This is a genomic window from Frateuria sp., from assembly GCF_035943815.1.
Lineage (GTDB): Bacteria > Pseudomonadota > Gammaproteobacteria > Xanthomonadales > Rhodanobacteraceae > Frateuria_A.
The window spans coordinates 89,148-102,760 of record NZ_DASZBU010000005.1 but is presented as its reverse complement, the minus strand read 5'-3'; the positions used below and the strand labels follow the sequence as shown (position 1 = coordinate 102,760).

The following is a 13,613-nucleotide window of genomic DNA, read 5'->3' as shown; positions in this document are numbered from 1 at the left end:
GACCTCGGTGGGCGTTCCGGGACGTTACCCGCGCTAGCGCGGGTGCACCTCGATGGTCGCCGTCATCCCCGCCGCCAGCACCATCCCCTGCGGCACCGAGGCCGGGTCGATCGCGATACGCACCGGCACGCGCTGCGCCAGCCGCACCCAGTTGAAGGTGGGGTTTACGTCGGCCAGCAGGTCCGCGCCCGCCGGGTTGTCGCGGTCGGTGATGCCATGGGCGATGCCGGTGATGGTGCCCTTCAGCCGCACGCCGCCGGCCATCAGCCGCACGTCGACCGGGTCGCCCACGCGCAGCTGCGGCAGCTTGGTTTCCTCGAAGTAGCCGTAGAGGTAGTAGCCGTGCGCGTCGATCAGCGCCAGCCGCGCCGCGCCCGTGGCGGCGTAGTCGCCCACGCGCACGTCCAGGTTGGTGACATAGCCGTCGACCGGGGCGCGTACCTCGGTACGGGCCAGGTCGAGACTGGCGCGGTCCAGCGCCACCTGCGCCTGCGCCACCGCCGCCGCGGCCTGCTCGCGCGCGGCGCTGGCCTGGTGGCCGCCGGCCTGCGCCTGCTGCCAGCTGGCGCGCGCGGCGCTGGCGGTGGCGGCGGCGTCGTTGCGCGCCTCCTGCGAGATCACGTTGCCGATCTGCTGGCGCCGCGCGGCCTGCTCGGCATACATCTGGTACTCCGCCTGCCGGGCCTGGGCGCTGGCCAGCGCCGCGCTGATGCTGGCGCCGGCGGCGCGCGCGCTGGCCTCGGCGGCGGCCAGGTTGGCCTGCGCCTGTGCCTGCGCATTGCGGAAGCGCGCCTGGTCGATCACGAACAGCACATCGCCCTTGTGCACGAACTGGTTGTCGAGCACCGCCACGCGGTCGACCAGCCCGGACACGTCCGGCGCCACCCGCACCACCTCGGCGCGCACGCGGCCGTCGCGCGTCCACGGCGCGTACAGGTAGCGCTTCCACAGCGCATGGCCGAGCAGCACAGCCAGCACCACCACGGTGGCAGTAATCAGGAATCTCAACGACGAAGCGGCTTTCATGGGCATGGAGGTCAGTGGATCAAAAGCAGTCCGGCAGCGCCGAACAGGCAGACGAACAGGGCGAAGCGCAGCAGCGAGGGATGCCAGAACCGCCGGTACAGGCCGAGCCGGCCGATCGCCAGGTCCAGCAGCACCATCAGCACGAGGCTCAGCAGGAACACCGGCAGCAGGCCCGGCAGCAGCACGCCGTAGAATTCGATTTCAGGCGGCATCGGCCACCTCCGGCGCGCTCAGGTAGGGGGCCAGCGGCGATTCCTCGTCGCGCAGCGCGCTGCGCAGTTGGTACAGGTGGCGGCACACGGCCGCCCCGCGCGGCGCGGCATGGATGGCCTCCAGCACCGCCGCATCGGCCGCCTGCCAGCGCGCGGCATCGGGCGCGCGGTAGAGCCGCGCCACCGCGTCCAGCGCGCGCAGCGCGGCATCGCTGGCAACAGCGGGCAGCTCCTTGCCGGACAGGTCCTGGCGCAGTTCGATCACGGCGCGGCCGCTCTCCTGCACCGCGATGGACCAGCCCAGCAGGTGGCGCGATTCCTCGCTGTCCGGCCGCGTGTGCGCCACCACCTGCTGCAGCAGATCGCGGACGACGCTTTCGAAGCGCCATGCCAGGCCTTCCAGCGGCGCGTTGGCCGCCAGCGCGACCTGCTCGCGCAACAACCGCAGCTGGCGACGGCGCTGCCACCGCGTGCCGGTGACGCCGGGCAGCACCATGAAGGCGACGCCGGAGAGCCCCAGCCCGGCGACCTGCGCGATGGCGTCGTTGAGGAAGTGCGAGGGGTCGTAGACCATCGGGTTCTTCAGCGCCAGGATGTAGACGAAGCCGAGCGTGTAGCCGGCGCCGACGCCCGGCAGCGTGTCGCGGGTGCTCAGGTAGGGACCGATCAGCAGCAGCCCGGCGGTGGCGCAGACCAGCATGGCGAAGCCGTCGCTGCCTGGCAGCAGCACGAACACCGCGACGAAACCCGCCGCCATGCCGGCGGCGTAGCCGTACAGCGTGTGCGCGGCCGAGGCGATCGGGTTGGGCGAGGCGGCCAGGAGCCCTGCGAAGATCGTCGCCAGCAGCATCGCGCTGCCGCCGAAGGCCCAGCCGCTGGCCAGCCAGAAGGCGGCGAGCACCAGCATGGTGAGGAAGGTGCGCAGCACCGCCACCGCCGCGCCGGCCAGGTCGTTGCCGCGGCGGAAATGCACGCGTTCCACGCTGCCGCGAAGCTTGCCCGCGCGCAGCGCGGCCTCCACCGCGGTGAAGTCGGCCAGCTCTTCGGCGAAGCGCAGCACCAGCGCCGCACCGGTATCGAACTCCAGCCGCGCCGCCGGTTCCTCCAACGGCGAGCGCAATGCGGCGACCCGTGCCGGCAGTGCCGCCAGGCAGGCACGCAGGCGCCGGGTCAGCACGGCCGGGTCATGGCGCTCGCCCGGCGGCGTGGACAGCGCCTCGCCGATCGGCCGGTACGACGCGATCAAGGCTTGCGCCACCGTATCGCGACCGCGTCGCGTGAGCCGGTTGATCAGGTGGTGCAGCGACTGGAAGCTGGTCGCCGCGGCCATGTAGCGCTGATTGAGCAGGCGCATGCGCGCGCTGCGCGTGCGCACCTCCGGGTCCTCGAAGATCACCGAGGCGCGCAGGTCTTCCAGGTGGACGGCGGCGCGAACGAATTCCAGGTGCGCCTGTTCCATCTTCGCGCGCGGCAGTGCGCCGCCGGTGCTCTCGCGCACGAAGTCGACGAAGTGCGCGAACTGTGTGCGCGCGCTCTGGCGCAGCACCACGCGCAGCCGCTGAGGCAGCAGCAGGTCGCTGAACAGCGCGGCGACCAGGACGCCCAGCAGCACCTCGCTCACGCGCATCACCGCCGAGTCGAAGCTGTTCAAGGGATTGCCCAATGCCGGCAACGTGACGATGGCCGCGGTGTAGCCGGCCAGCACGAAGCCGTAGGCCATGAAGTTGCGGTACAGCGTCGCGCCGCCGGCGCACAGCGCCAGCCACAGCGAAAGGGTGAGGAAGAACAGCTCCCGCTGCTGGGGAAACAGCGCCATCAGCGCCAGCCCGAACAGGCTGCCGGCCAGCGTACCGAGCGCCCGGTAGAAACTCTTGGCCAGCACCATGCCGCTGTGCGGATGCATCACGATGGAAACCGTGATCATCGTGGTCGAGGGCTGCTCCAGCTGCAGCCACATCGCCAGCCAGGCAGCCGTGTACATCGCCAGCAGCGACTTGGCGACGAACAGCCAGGCGCCCGCTTCCTCGGCGACGAACGCGCCCAGCCAGGGCCAGCGCGGCAAGTTCGCGGTTGTGGGGACGGACATCTCGGGAAAACCTTCAGCCGCGGCGGTCGAAGCCGTCGAGGAACTTCTTCAGCAGGCGCTCCAGCTCGGCCTGCTCGCGCGCGCTCATGCCCCGGGTCTGCTCCTCCAGCAGGTCGCAGATCGAGGGCAACAGTTGCCCGATCAGTTCGAGCCCGGCGGGCGTCAGGGTCAGCACCAGCTTGCGGCGGTCGCCCTCGCTGGCGGCACGCGCGATGAGGCCCTTCTCGCACAGCTCATTGGTAAGCCGCGTGATGTTGGCCGCCTTCTCGCCCGCGGCCTCGGCCAGCTGCGAGGGATGGAGCGCATGGTCCGCGGTGCCGTACAGCATCATCAGCAGGTTGTACTGCGGATGGTTCAGGCCGAACGCCTTGAGCGCGGTGTTGGCATCGTCGTGGATGCGCTTGTGCAGGTGCTTGACCAGGCGCACCAGCACGGCCGGGCCGCGCGGAAAAGCCGGATGGCGCCGACGGGTGAGGGCGAGACGCTGTTCGGTGGGTAGGAAGCTGCTCATGGGATGTTTACTGCTTTGGCTATATTACATTTATGAAATAAAATCCGCAACCGCTCGTCCTCTATGCCGGCATGCAGCGGGCGTTAACGGATCGACGGGCGTGGATGCAAGGAAACCGGAGGCGCGCCGCTCCTGCCGCGCCAGGCCGGGGAGCGCGCACGAAGCAGGCCTTGTGTCACGGGCGCCCGCGGACGGCCCGATGGCATACTCGACGCTTCCCCAACCGAGAACCTCGCATGCGTGTGATTCCAGCCCTCGCCCTCGGCGCGCTCGTGCTGCCGCTGTCCGCCCTGGCCGCCGACCCGCACTCCTATGCGCAGCCGGGCCAGGTACGCGTGACCCACCTGGACCTGGAACTGGCGGTCGATTTCCCGCACAAGGCGCTCGAGGGCCGAGCCACGCTCACGCTGGACTGGAAGAACCCCAAGGCGCCGTCGCTGGTGCTGGATACGCGCGACCTGAAGATCGCCAAGGTCGAAGGCCTGGACGCCGCCGGCCGCGCCACTGCGCTGAAGTTCGCGCTAGCGCCGCGCGACAAGGAACTGGGCAGCAAGCTCACCATCGAAGCGCCCAGGCACCCGGCGAAGGTGCGCATCGCCTACGCGACCGTGCCGACCGCCTCCGGCCTGCAGTGGCTCACGCCGGCACAGACGGCGGACAAGAAGCTGCCCTTCATGTTCTCGCAGTCCGAATCCATCCACGCCCGCTCGTGGGTGCCGCTGCAGGATTCGCCGGCGATCCGCTTCACCTACAGCGCGCACGTGACCGCGCCGAAGGACGTGCGCGTGGTGATGAGCGCGCTCAATGACGCCAGGCACCCGCTCGATGGCGACTTCCGCTTCGACCAGCCGCACCCGATTCCCTCCTACCTGCTGGCGATCGCCGCCGGTGACATCGCGGTGAAGGAGACCGGCCCGCGCTCGGCCGTCTACGCCGAACCTTCGGTGGCCGGCAAGGCGGCACACGAGTTCGAGGACACCGAGAAGCTGATCGAGGCCACCGAGAAGCTCTACGGGCCCTACGCCTGGGGCCGCTACGACATCCTGGTGCTGCCGCCCTCGTTCCCCTACGGCGGCATGGAAAATCCGAACATGACCTTCGCCACGCCGACCGTGCTGGTCGGCGACAAGAGCCTGGTCTCGCTGGTCTCGCACGAACTGGCGCACTCCTGGTCCGGCAACCTGGTGACCGCCGCGAGCTGGCGTGACATCTGGCTCAACGAGGGCTTCACCACTTACGTGCAGGGCCGCATCACCGAGGCGGTCTACGGCAAGGTGCTGGCCGACGAGGAGGCGCTGCTTTCGGCACGCGCGCTGCAGAAGTCGATCGGGCAGATGCCCACCAACTCGCAGAAGCTCGCGCCCGACCCGCGCGGCGTGGGTGCCGACGACTCGCTTTCGGACGTGGCCTACGACAAGGGTTCCTGGTTCCTTCGCACGCTGGAGCTGCGCTTCGGCCGCGAGACGTTCGATACCTGGCTGAAGGCCTACTTCCATCGCCACGCCTTCACCTCCATCACCACCGAGCAGATGCTCGACGACATGAAGGCCAACCTGTTCGATGCCCATCCGGGCAAGATGGATTGGGAGCAGGCCAAGGCCTGGGTCTACCAGGGCGGCATCCCCGCCGACGCCCCGCTGCCGACCTCGGCGCGCTTCGACGCCATCGACCGGGAACGCGCGGCCTTCCTCGCCGGCACGCTGGATGCCAGTGAACTGGATGCCAAGGGCTGGAACACGCAGGAATGGATGTACTTCCTCGACCGACTGCCCGACGCGCCGCCGCTTTCCAAGCTGAGGCAGCTCGATGCTGCCTGGCACCTCACCGGCACGCCCAACGCGGAGATCGGCATGCGCTGGTACAGCCACGCCATCGCCGCCGGCGACAAGGCGGTGTGGGAGGACGCGCGGGAGCACATGACGCGGATCGGCCGCATGTACCTCACCCTGCCGGTGTACAAGGCCTTCGCCGCCACGCCGGAGGGCCTGGCCTTTGCCAAGGCCGCCTACGCGCGGGCGAAGGATGGCTACCACCCGATGACCCAGGGCGCGATCGAGTCGATCCTGGCCAAGGCATCGTCGAAGTAGCAGGACGCCACCGATGAATCGAACCCCGGACGCTCGGCCGCTGTGGAAGCGCATGCTGGTGCGTCGCCTGAAGTTCCTGGGTGTGCTGGCGGCACTGGTCGTGGTGGTGCTCGGCGGCAGCTACCTCTTCGCGCCGCAGTGGCTGCTGCGCGCGCAGCAGACGCGCGAGGCGATGGCCGCGCACGTGGAGAAGCACGCGCTGCGGGCCGGCGACACCACATGGAGCTACTACGAAGGCGGCAACGGCCCCACCCTGGTGCTGCTGCACGGCTTCGCGGCGGACAAGACGATCTGGCTGCCGCTGGCCGAGCAGCTCACCGCGCACTTCCACGTGGTGATTCCCGACCTGCCGGGCTGGGGCGAATCCTCGCGCAACGCGGGCGCGAGCTACGGCGTGCAGGCGCAGGCGCGGCGCCTGCAGGCTTTCCTGGCGGCATTGAACCTGCAGCGCGTGGTGCTGGTCGGCCACTCGATGGGCGGCGCGATCGCCGGCGTGTATGCAGCCGACCATCCGCAAGGCGTGGCCGCGCTCGCGCTGATGGATTCCTACGGCCTGAAGTCCCGCCTTAACGACTTCGACCGCAAGGTGCTGGCCGGCCAGGATCCGTTCGTCTACGACGACCGCGCCGGCTTCGAGGCCTCGATGAAGCTGGCGTTTCTGCAGCCGCCCGAGATGCCCGGCCGCATCGAGGACGTGTTCGTCGCGCGCAACCGCCAGGACCGTGCGTTCATCGATCGTACCCTGGCCGAGCTGCGCCAGCCCGCAAACTACCTCTCGCTGCAGAACGACCTCGGCCGGCTGACCATGCCGGTGCTGGGCCTGTGGTGCCGCGAGGACCGCATCGTCGACCCCTCCGCGCTGGACAGCCTGCGCGACGGCCTCACTCAGGCCGCCTCGATCAGCTCCAGCCTGCTCAGCGGCTGCAATCACATGCCGATGATGGAGAAGCCCGAGGCCACCGCGCAGGTGCTGACCGGCTTCGTGCTGGGGCGGTAGCGCCCGCCCTTGCTCCCCTCCCCTCCGGAGAGAGGGCTGGGGTGAGGGGGTCGGGACTCGCGGGGGTGCTCCTGCATGAGCATCGCTTTGCTGTCGCGCTTGTGAGGGCTCTCCCGCGATTTGGCTCGCCTGCGGCGGGCTTCCGATCGCCTGTCGGCGCTCGGGTCACTTTCTTTGCTGGCCCAAAGAAAGTAACCAAAGAAACGGCCTGGCTCAGCCCGGGGAGGGATAAGAGCTTGGCGCCGTTTCGCCTTGTCGGGTGGGTCTCTTGCTCTTAGAGGAGCTGCAGCCGCTTTGCCGCGGGCGCTCGGGAGTTGAGGCAAGGGAAGGAGCATGGTGCGTGCGCGCATCGCTCAAACGTGCCGGAGCGGACGCCCCCTCGCAGTACGCGCTCGCATCTGGAGAAGAGCGAGCGGCACCGACGGATTCAGCCGGGCAATCGCACGCCAAGCAGGCTGAAGCGGCGCAGTCCCTCTGCGCTCGGCAGCAACGCGCGGCCGTGCGACGCACGGCGCAGCCAGCCTGCCTCGAGCAGGGCGCCGGTGAGCGCCACGCCCAGCGGGCCGCCCAGGTGCAGGCGGCGTTCGGTCCAGTCCAGGCAACCTCGGCCGCGCAGGTCCGGCAGGCGGCGCGTGGCGGCCGGGTCCAGGCCGGCCGCCGCAAGCGCATCGGCAGCGGCGGGAGCCAGCACCAGCCCATCGCTGGTCGTAGTCAGGTGGCCGCGTTCGAGCAGCCCGGCGCAGAGGGCCACGCCGAGCTGGCCGGCGAGATGGCGATAGCAGCTGCGTGCGCGACGCAAGGCTGCATCGCCGGTCGGCAGCGCCACGTTTCGGCGCGGCAGCGCCAGTGCCTCCAGCCAGCCGGCTACCTCGTCGCTCGCCAGTCGGTAGTAGCGGTGGCGCCCCTGGGCCTGCACAGCGAGCAGGCCGCCCTCGAGCAGGCGCTTCAGGTGCGCGCTGGCGGTGGGCGCGCCGATGCCTGCGGCCTGCGCGAGTTCGCCGGCCGGCCGCGCGGTGCCGTCGACCAGCGCGAGCAGCATCGCCGCGCGCGCCGGCTCGGCGAGCAGGCTGCCGAACTCGGCCAACTGGTGCGGGGTGAGCGAGGCCTGGGTCATGGCGGGAGTCTAGTGCCGGCGGTGGCGGGGACGGTTCGCTGGTTGGCGAAGCGTCCGGTTTTAGGCAAGGTTGCCCCTATCCGCCGTTCGGGCACTTCCCGGCTTCGCGTGGAAGGAACGTTGTCACCCCCTCCTAAGCGAGCCTTCCTCCGTTTACGGAGGGTGCCGACAGGCGGATGGGGGGTGGCCTTGCGACGAAGTCACGTCCCCCGCGGCTTGGCCCGATGCGTGGGCGTGGCCGACCACGGATCGTCCGGCCAGGGGTGGCGGGGATAACGACCCTTCAGTTCCTTCTTCACTTCCGGGTAGGTGCGCTCCCAGAAACCCTTGAGGTCCTGCGTCACCTGGATCGGGCGCCCGGCCGGCGAGAGCAGGTGCAGGGTCACCGGGACGCGTCCGCCGGCGATGCGAGGCGTGTCGGCCAGGCCGAACAGTTCCTGCAGCTTCACCGCGAGCACGGGCGGACCGTCCGCGTAGTCGAGCTTGCGCGTCTGGCCGCTGGGCACGGCCAGGCTATCGGGCGCGTGCGCGTCGAGCTGGCGGCGTTGCTCGTAGTCCAGTTGTGCGGCGAGCGCCTGCGAGAGCTCGTCGGCGCCCAGCGCATCGAGCTTGCGCTTGCCGGCGAGGTAGGGCGCCAGCCAGTCCTCCAACGTAGCGAGCAGCGCCGGGTCGGACACGTCCGGCAACCCGAGCTCGGGCATCCAGCCGGCCAGCGCCTGCATGCGGGCGCGCAGGCGGCGCGCAGGCTCGCTCCAGGGCAAGGCATCCAGACCGCGGCTGCGCACCGCGGCGAGCAGGGCGGGCAGCGCGTCCCCGGGCTGGACCGGTACGCTGCGCCGCTCGAGCACGATGGCACCGAAGCGCTGTTCCTCGAACGCCTCCACGGCGCCGCGCGATTCGTTCCAGCCCAGCGTGCGCTCGCGCTGGAAACGCTGCGGGAACTCCTGCTCCAGCCGGCGCGGGTCGAACGGCGCGGCGGCGAGGATCTGGCTGTCGCGCGCCTCGCGCTTGAGGTCGAGCACCACCAGCCACGGCTCGCCGAGCAGCGCGGTGGTTTCGTGCAATACCGCGCCGCGGCCGTTGGCCAGCGTGTAGCGGCGTGGGTTGGCGGCGTCCTGGCGGGCGATGCGGTCGGGCCAGGCGTGCATCAGCAGGTCGCCCACGGCGTGGCTGTCGGGCACGCCGCTGGCGGCGGTGCGCGTGTCCAGCCGTCGTCGCCAGCCTTTGGCCGCCTGCTCGATGGCAGCCAGCGCGCCGTGGTCGACGCCGGCCCGCGCCGCCGACGAAGGCGCCGCAGCGCGGCGGTCGCGCCAGGCGTGCAGGGCGTCCACGCGCGCACGGAAATCGTCGCTTCGCGCCTGCTCGCCGCGCAGCGGCGAGCGAGCTTCCACCAGCGCCAGCAGATCGGCCGCCAGGGGGCCCCATTCGGCCGGCGCGCGCAGCGCCGCGGCGGCCAGCCGCGGCGTGGCGCCCAATTCGAGCATGCGCCGGCCCAGCGGCGTGATGCGCCCGCGGGCATCGAGCGCGCCCAGCGTGGCGAGCAGCTCGCGCGCCTGCGCCAGTGCGCCGGGCGGCGGCGGGTCGAGCCAGCGCAGGCCTTCGTCGCCGGCGACGCCCCAGGCGGCCAGCTCCAGCGCGAGGCCGGAGAGTTCCGCCTGGGCGATCTCCGGTGTGCGCGCGGCCTCCAGCCGGCGGCTCTGCGGCCACAGGCGATAGGCCGTGCCTTCGGCCACGCGGCCGGCGCGGCCGGCGCGCTGGTCGGCCGAGGCCTGCGAGATGGCTACCGTGTCCAGCCGGGAGAAGCCGGAGTTGGGATCGAAGCGCGGCTCGCGCGCCAGGCCCGAATCGACCACCGCGCGGATGCCCGGCAGGGTCACGCTCGACTCTGCCACGTTGGTGGCCAGCACCACGCGGCGCGTGCCGGGCTCGGCCGGCGCCAGCGCGGCTTGCTGTTCGGCGAGCGACAGCTCGCCGTGCAGCGCGACGATCTCGAGCTCGAATCCGCCTCTCTCGTGACCCGTGGGCGCAGCGCGGTCGGCCGCGCCGGTCGCACCCTTCCCGATGGATGCGGGAAGCGCCTTGTCCAGCAACGCCTGCGCGCGACCGATCTCGCGGCGGCCGGGCAGGAACACCAGCACGTCGCCCTCGTTCTCCTCCAGCGCCAGGCGCACGACGCGGGCGAGCTGGTGCTCGGGGGTTTCCTGCGCGCGCGAGGGCGGATGCTCGATGCGCACGGGAAAGCTGCGGCCCGGGCTGGACAGCCGCGGCGCGTCGAGCCAGCGCGCGATGCGCTCGCCATCGAGCGTGGCGGACATCACCAGCAGGCGCAGGTCAGGACGCAAGGTGGCCTGCACCTCGAGCGCGAGCGCGAGGCCCAGGTCGCCGGCCAGGTGGCGTTCGTGGAACTCGTCGAACAGGATCGCGCCGATGCCTTCGAGCTCGGGGTCGTCCTGGATCAGCCGCGTGAGGATGCCCTCGGTGACCACCTCGATGCGGGTGGCCTGGCTCACTTTCGATTCGAAGCGGATGCGGTAGCCGACCGTCTGGCCGACCTCCTCGCCGCGCTGCGCGGCCATGAACTGCGCCGCGGCGCGCGCGGCGATGCGGCGCGGCTCCAGCATCACGATGCGGCGGCCGGCCAGCCACGGAGCGTCGAGCAGCGCCGGCGGCACCTGGGTGGTCTTGCCGGCACCGGGCGGGGCCTCGAGGACCAGGCGCGGATGGGCGTCGAGCGAAGCACGCAGCTCGGGTAGCAGCGGCGTGATGGGGAAATCGGCTTGCTTCATTGGCGCGGATGATAAGGGCTGGGGAAAGGCTCCCCCATCCGCCGCGGGCACCTTCCCCTTCAACACGGGGGATCAGAACGCGGCATCCGCTCGGGAGTCCTTCCCCGCGAATGCGAGCGGAGGCTCAAGAGCCGCAGCAGCCCTCCCTGGCGGATGCGGCAGAGGCCAACCGCCTTCGCCCTACTTCCCCGCCATGCACTGTGCCATCCACTTGCGCGCGGTCGCGACGCCCGCGGTGTCCCCCAGGTGCGTGCGCACGCTGGCAATGACCTGCCAGTTGCGCGCGCACAGCTCGCCGTGCTGCGGGCCGTTGCGCCAGGACTCCAGCGCCAGGCGCTGCGCGGCGCCGTAGTCGGTCTGCCTGAGCGCGTCCTCGGCCTGCTGGTTCAGCTGCTCGGGCGTGGCCGGCGGCGTGGGCAGTGGCACGTCGGCCGGCGAGGCGGCGGGCGGCGGCGGCTCCTTGGCGCGCTCGGCACGCAATGGAGCGAGCGATTCGAACTTGGCCTGGTATTCGTCGGTGATACGCCTGGCATCGTCGCTGGAGCCGATCACGCGCGGGGTGATGAGCACGATCAGTTCCGAGCGGTTGCGATGGCGGTCGGTGGAGCCGAACAGCCGACCCACGATCGGCACGCGGTTGAGGCCCGGAATGCCGGTGTCGGTGTTGCCCTCGTCCTGGCGGATCAGGCCGCCAAGCAGCACGGTCTGCCCACTCTGCACGCCGACCTGGGTGGCGATCTCGCGCTGCTGGATGGTGTAGTTGCCGTTGGTGTCCTTGGTCGAGGGCACGCTCACCTGCTGCTTGATGTTGAGGTAGACCAGGCCACCGGGATTGATGCGAGGTTGCACGTCCAGGATCACGCCGGTGCTGATGTATTGCACCTGGCCGATGGTGGTGGGGTTGCCGCTGGTGTCGACCGTGCCCAGGCCGGTGGTGAAGTAGGTCTGGTTGACCGGGATCTGGTCGCCGGCCTGGATGTGCGCGACCTGGTTGTTCAGCACCACCAGCGAGGGCGCGGAGAGGGTCTTGACGTTGCCGTTGGTTTCCTGCGCGTGCAGCGCGACCTGCAGGTCGTGGTTGAGGAAGGAGTAGAAGAACGAGTCACCGGTGGGGTTGTAGATCATGCCGCCCTTGCCCAGCGCCCACTGCTGCTGGTTGCCGGGCTGGCCCGGCGTGATGCCGCCGCTGCTGTTGGGCGTGCCGCCGATCAGGCCTTCCAGGTACCACTGCACGCCGAACTGCAGCGCGCCGGTGAGCTGCACTTCCAGGATGCGCGTCTCGATCTGCACCTGCAGCGGCACGGCATCCAGCCGCTTGATCGCCGCCTCGATCTCCGACCACTGCGATGGGCGCGCACGCACCAGCAACTGGTTGTTCGCGTCCACCGAGCTGATCTTGATCGAGCCGTCGGCGGAGCTGTACTGCTGATCGTTGGCGCTGCTGCTCGCATTGGCCAGGCCGCTGTTGTTGCCGAAGCCGCCGCTGCCGATACCGCCCGGGCCGCTGTTGCTGCCGTAGGCGCCGTTGCCCGTCAGGCCGCCCGTGCCGCCAAGGCCGCCGATGCCGCCCTTTAAGGCGCCTTCGCCGCCGGCGAGCCCGCCGCTGCTGCCGAAGCTGCCGGCGGTGCTGCCCATCCCGGTGCCGTTGGCGTTCTCGGCGCTACCCAGCGTGCCGGAGGAAAGGCCGGGCCCGACCTGCCCGCCGCCGCTGCCGCCGGCAGCCGCGTTGGCGTAGATCTGCGCCAGGTACTTGGCCAGGTCCGACGCCTTGATGTTGCGCACGTCGTAGACATAGAGCTGCGGCTCGTTGCCACCGCCGCGGTCGATCCGCGCGATCCAGTCACCCACTTCCTGCAGGTAGTCCGGCTGCGCGCTGATCACCACCAGCGCGTTGGTGCGCTCGATCGGGATGAAGCGCAGCATGCCGGCAAGCGGGGTGTCGCCCTGTTTGCCGAACATCGCATCGAGCTTGGGCATCAGGTCGGTGACGTTGGCGCGCTGCAGGCTGAACACGCCCACCGACATGCCCTTCAACCAGTCCACGTCGAAGGTGCGCACGGTGCGTGCGTAGTTGTCCAGCTCGGAGGGCGTGCCCGCCAGCACCAGCAGGTTGCGTGACGGGTCGACCAGCAGGATCGCGTCGGGCCGCGCGAACGGCTTGATCAGCTTCTGCATCTGCGAGGCGGAGATGTAGTGCAGCGGAAACAGCCGCGCCTGCATGCCGCCCTGTGGCGCCACCGCGCCCAGGCTCGGCACCAGGCTCCCGGCCACCGCGTTCTTGGCCGGCAGCACCACGTAGCTGCCGTTCTGCCGCACCAGCGCGTTGCCGGTCCAGGACAAGAGCGTCTCCAGCACCGGCAGCGCCTGGCTGGCGTCGATCGGCTCGGAGGTGGAGAAGGAGATGTTGCCCTGCACGCCGGGCACGATGGTGTAGTTCTTCTTCAGGAAGTCGCCCAGGATCGCCTTGACCACCGCCTGCACCGGCTGGTTCTCGAAGTTGAAGGTCACCGCGTTTTCGCCGTGCGCCGGCGGGCGCGGCCGGGCCAGTGCTTGCGGACGTATGAACTGGCCGGTGCCATTGTTGACCTGCGGCGCCGGGTTGCCTTCCTCGGCGGGATTGGCGGCGTTGTTGAGCGGCAGCGGCGCCGGCGCGGGCTTCTCGGTGCCGGCCACGGCCTCCCGCTGCAGGGCATAGTCATCGCGCGGCTGCGGCATGCTGGAGCAGCCGGCAAGCCAGACCATCAGCGCGATCGCGCCGATCCGGAACAGACGGTGCAGGGCTAGGGTGGACATG

At 70.6% G+C, this 13,613-nt stretch carries 9 protein-coding genes; 2 read left to right on the top strand and 7 right to left on the bottom strand.

Going from position 1 to position 13,613, the window contains the following annotated elements:
* Positions 1-33 precede the first annotated feature (33 nt).
* Genes VGU65_RS02105 through VGU65_RS02090 form a run of 4 tightly spaced genes read right to left on the bottom strand, consistent with a single transcriptional unit; the run spans position 34 to position 3,835 of the window.
* A complete protein-coding gene (locus VGU65_RS02105) occupies positions 34-1,026 on the bottom strand; it encodes an HlyD family secretion protein (protein ID WP_327472507.1) in 993 nt (330 codons plus the stop codon).
* An 11-nt stretch (positions 1,027-1,037) separates the two neighbouring features.
* A complete protein-coding gene (locus tag VGU65_RS02100) occupies positions 1,038-1,238 on the bottom strand; it encodes a DUF1656 domain-containing protein (protein ID WP_327472506.1) in 201 nt (66 codons plus the stop codon).
* Positions 1,228-3,324, bottom strand: a complete 2,097-nt coding sequence (locus VGU65_RS02095; protein WP_327472505.1) for an FUSC family protein — start codon at positions 3,322-3,324, stop codon at positions 1,228-1,230. Before VGU65_RS02095 ends, VGU65_RS02100 begins: the two co-directional genes overlap by 11 nt.
* Positions 3,325-3,337: 13 nt before the next feature.
* Positions 3,338-3,835 carry a MarR family transcriptional regulator gene (locus VGU65_RS02090; protein WP_327472504.1) on the bottom strand — a complete coding sequence of 166 codons (498 nt, stop codon included), beginning with the start codon at positions 3,833-3,835 and terminating at the stop codon, positions 3,338-3,340.
* Between the two features lie 236 nt (positions 3,836-4,071).
* Between VGU65_RS02090 and VGU65_RS02085 the strand changes: the two genes are divergently transcribed.
* Both VGU65_RS02085 and VGU65_RS02080 read left to right on the top strand, forming a co-directional pair.
* Positions 4,072-5,922 carry a M1 family metallopeptidase gene (locus VGU65_RS02085; protein WP_327472503.1) on the top strand — a complete coding sequence of 617 codons (1,851 nt, stop codon included), beginning with the start codon at positions 4,072-4,074 and terminating at the stop codon, positions 5,920-5,922.
* A gap of 52 nt (positions 5,923-5,974) precedes the next feature.
* A complete protein-coding gene (locus VGU65_RS02080) occupies positions 5,975-6,919 on the top strand; it encodes an alpha/beta fold hydrolase (RefSeq protein WP_327472867.1) in 945 nt (314 codons plus the stop codon).
* Positions 6,920-7,346: 427 nt separating this feature from the next.
* Here the strand turns inward: VGU65_RS02080 and VGU65_RS02075 are convergent, their stop codons facing one another.
* The 3 genes from VGU65_RS02075 to gspD form a co-directional block, all read right to left on the bottom strand.
* Complete coding sequence (locus tag VGU65_RS02075; protein ID WP_327472502.1) at positions 7,347-8,033, bottom strand: ArsR/SmtB family transcription factor; 687 nt, start codon at positions 8,031-8,033, stop codon at positions 7,347-7,349.
* Between the two features lie 200 nt (positions 8,034-8,233).
* The gene (hrpB, locus tag VGU65_RS02070; protein WP_327472501.1) at positions 8,234-10,819 is read right to left on the bottom strand and encodes an ATP-dependent helicase HrpB; all 2,586 of its coding nucleotides are present in this window, start codon (positions 10,817-10,819) and stop codon (positions 8,234-8,236) included.
* Between the two features lie 180 nt (positions 10,820-10,999).
* Positions 11,000-13,612 (bottom strand): type II secretion system secretin GspD, encoded by a 2,613-nt coding sequence (gene gspD / locus VGU65_RS02065; RefSeq protein WP_327472500.1) that lies wholly within the window; start codon positions 13,610-13,612, stop codon positions 11,000-11,002.
* Between the last annotated feature and the right edge of the window lies 1 nt (position 13,613).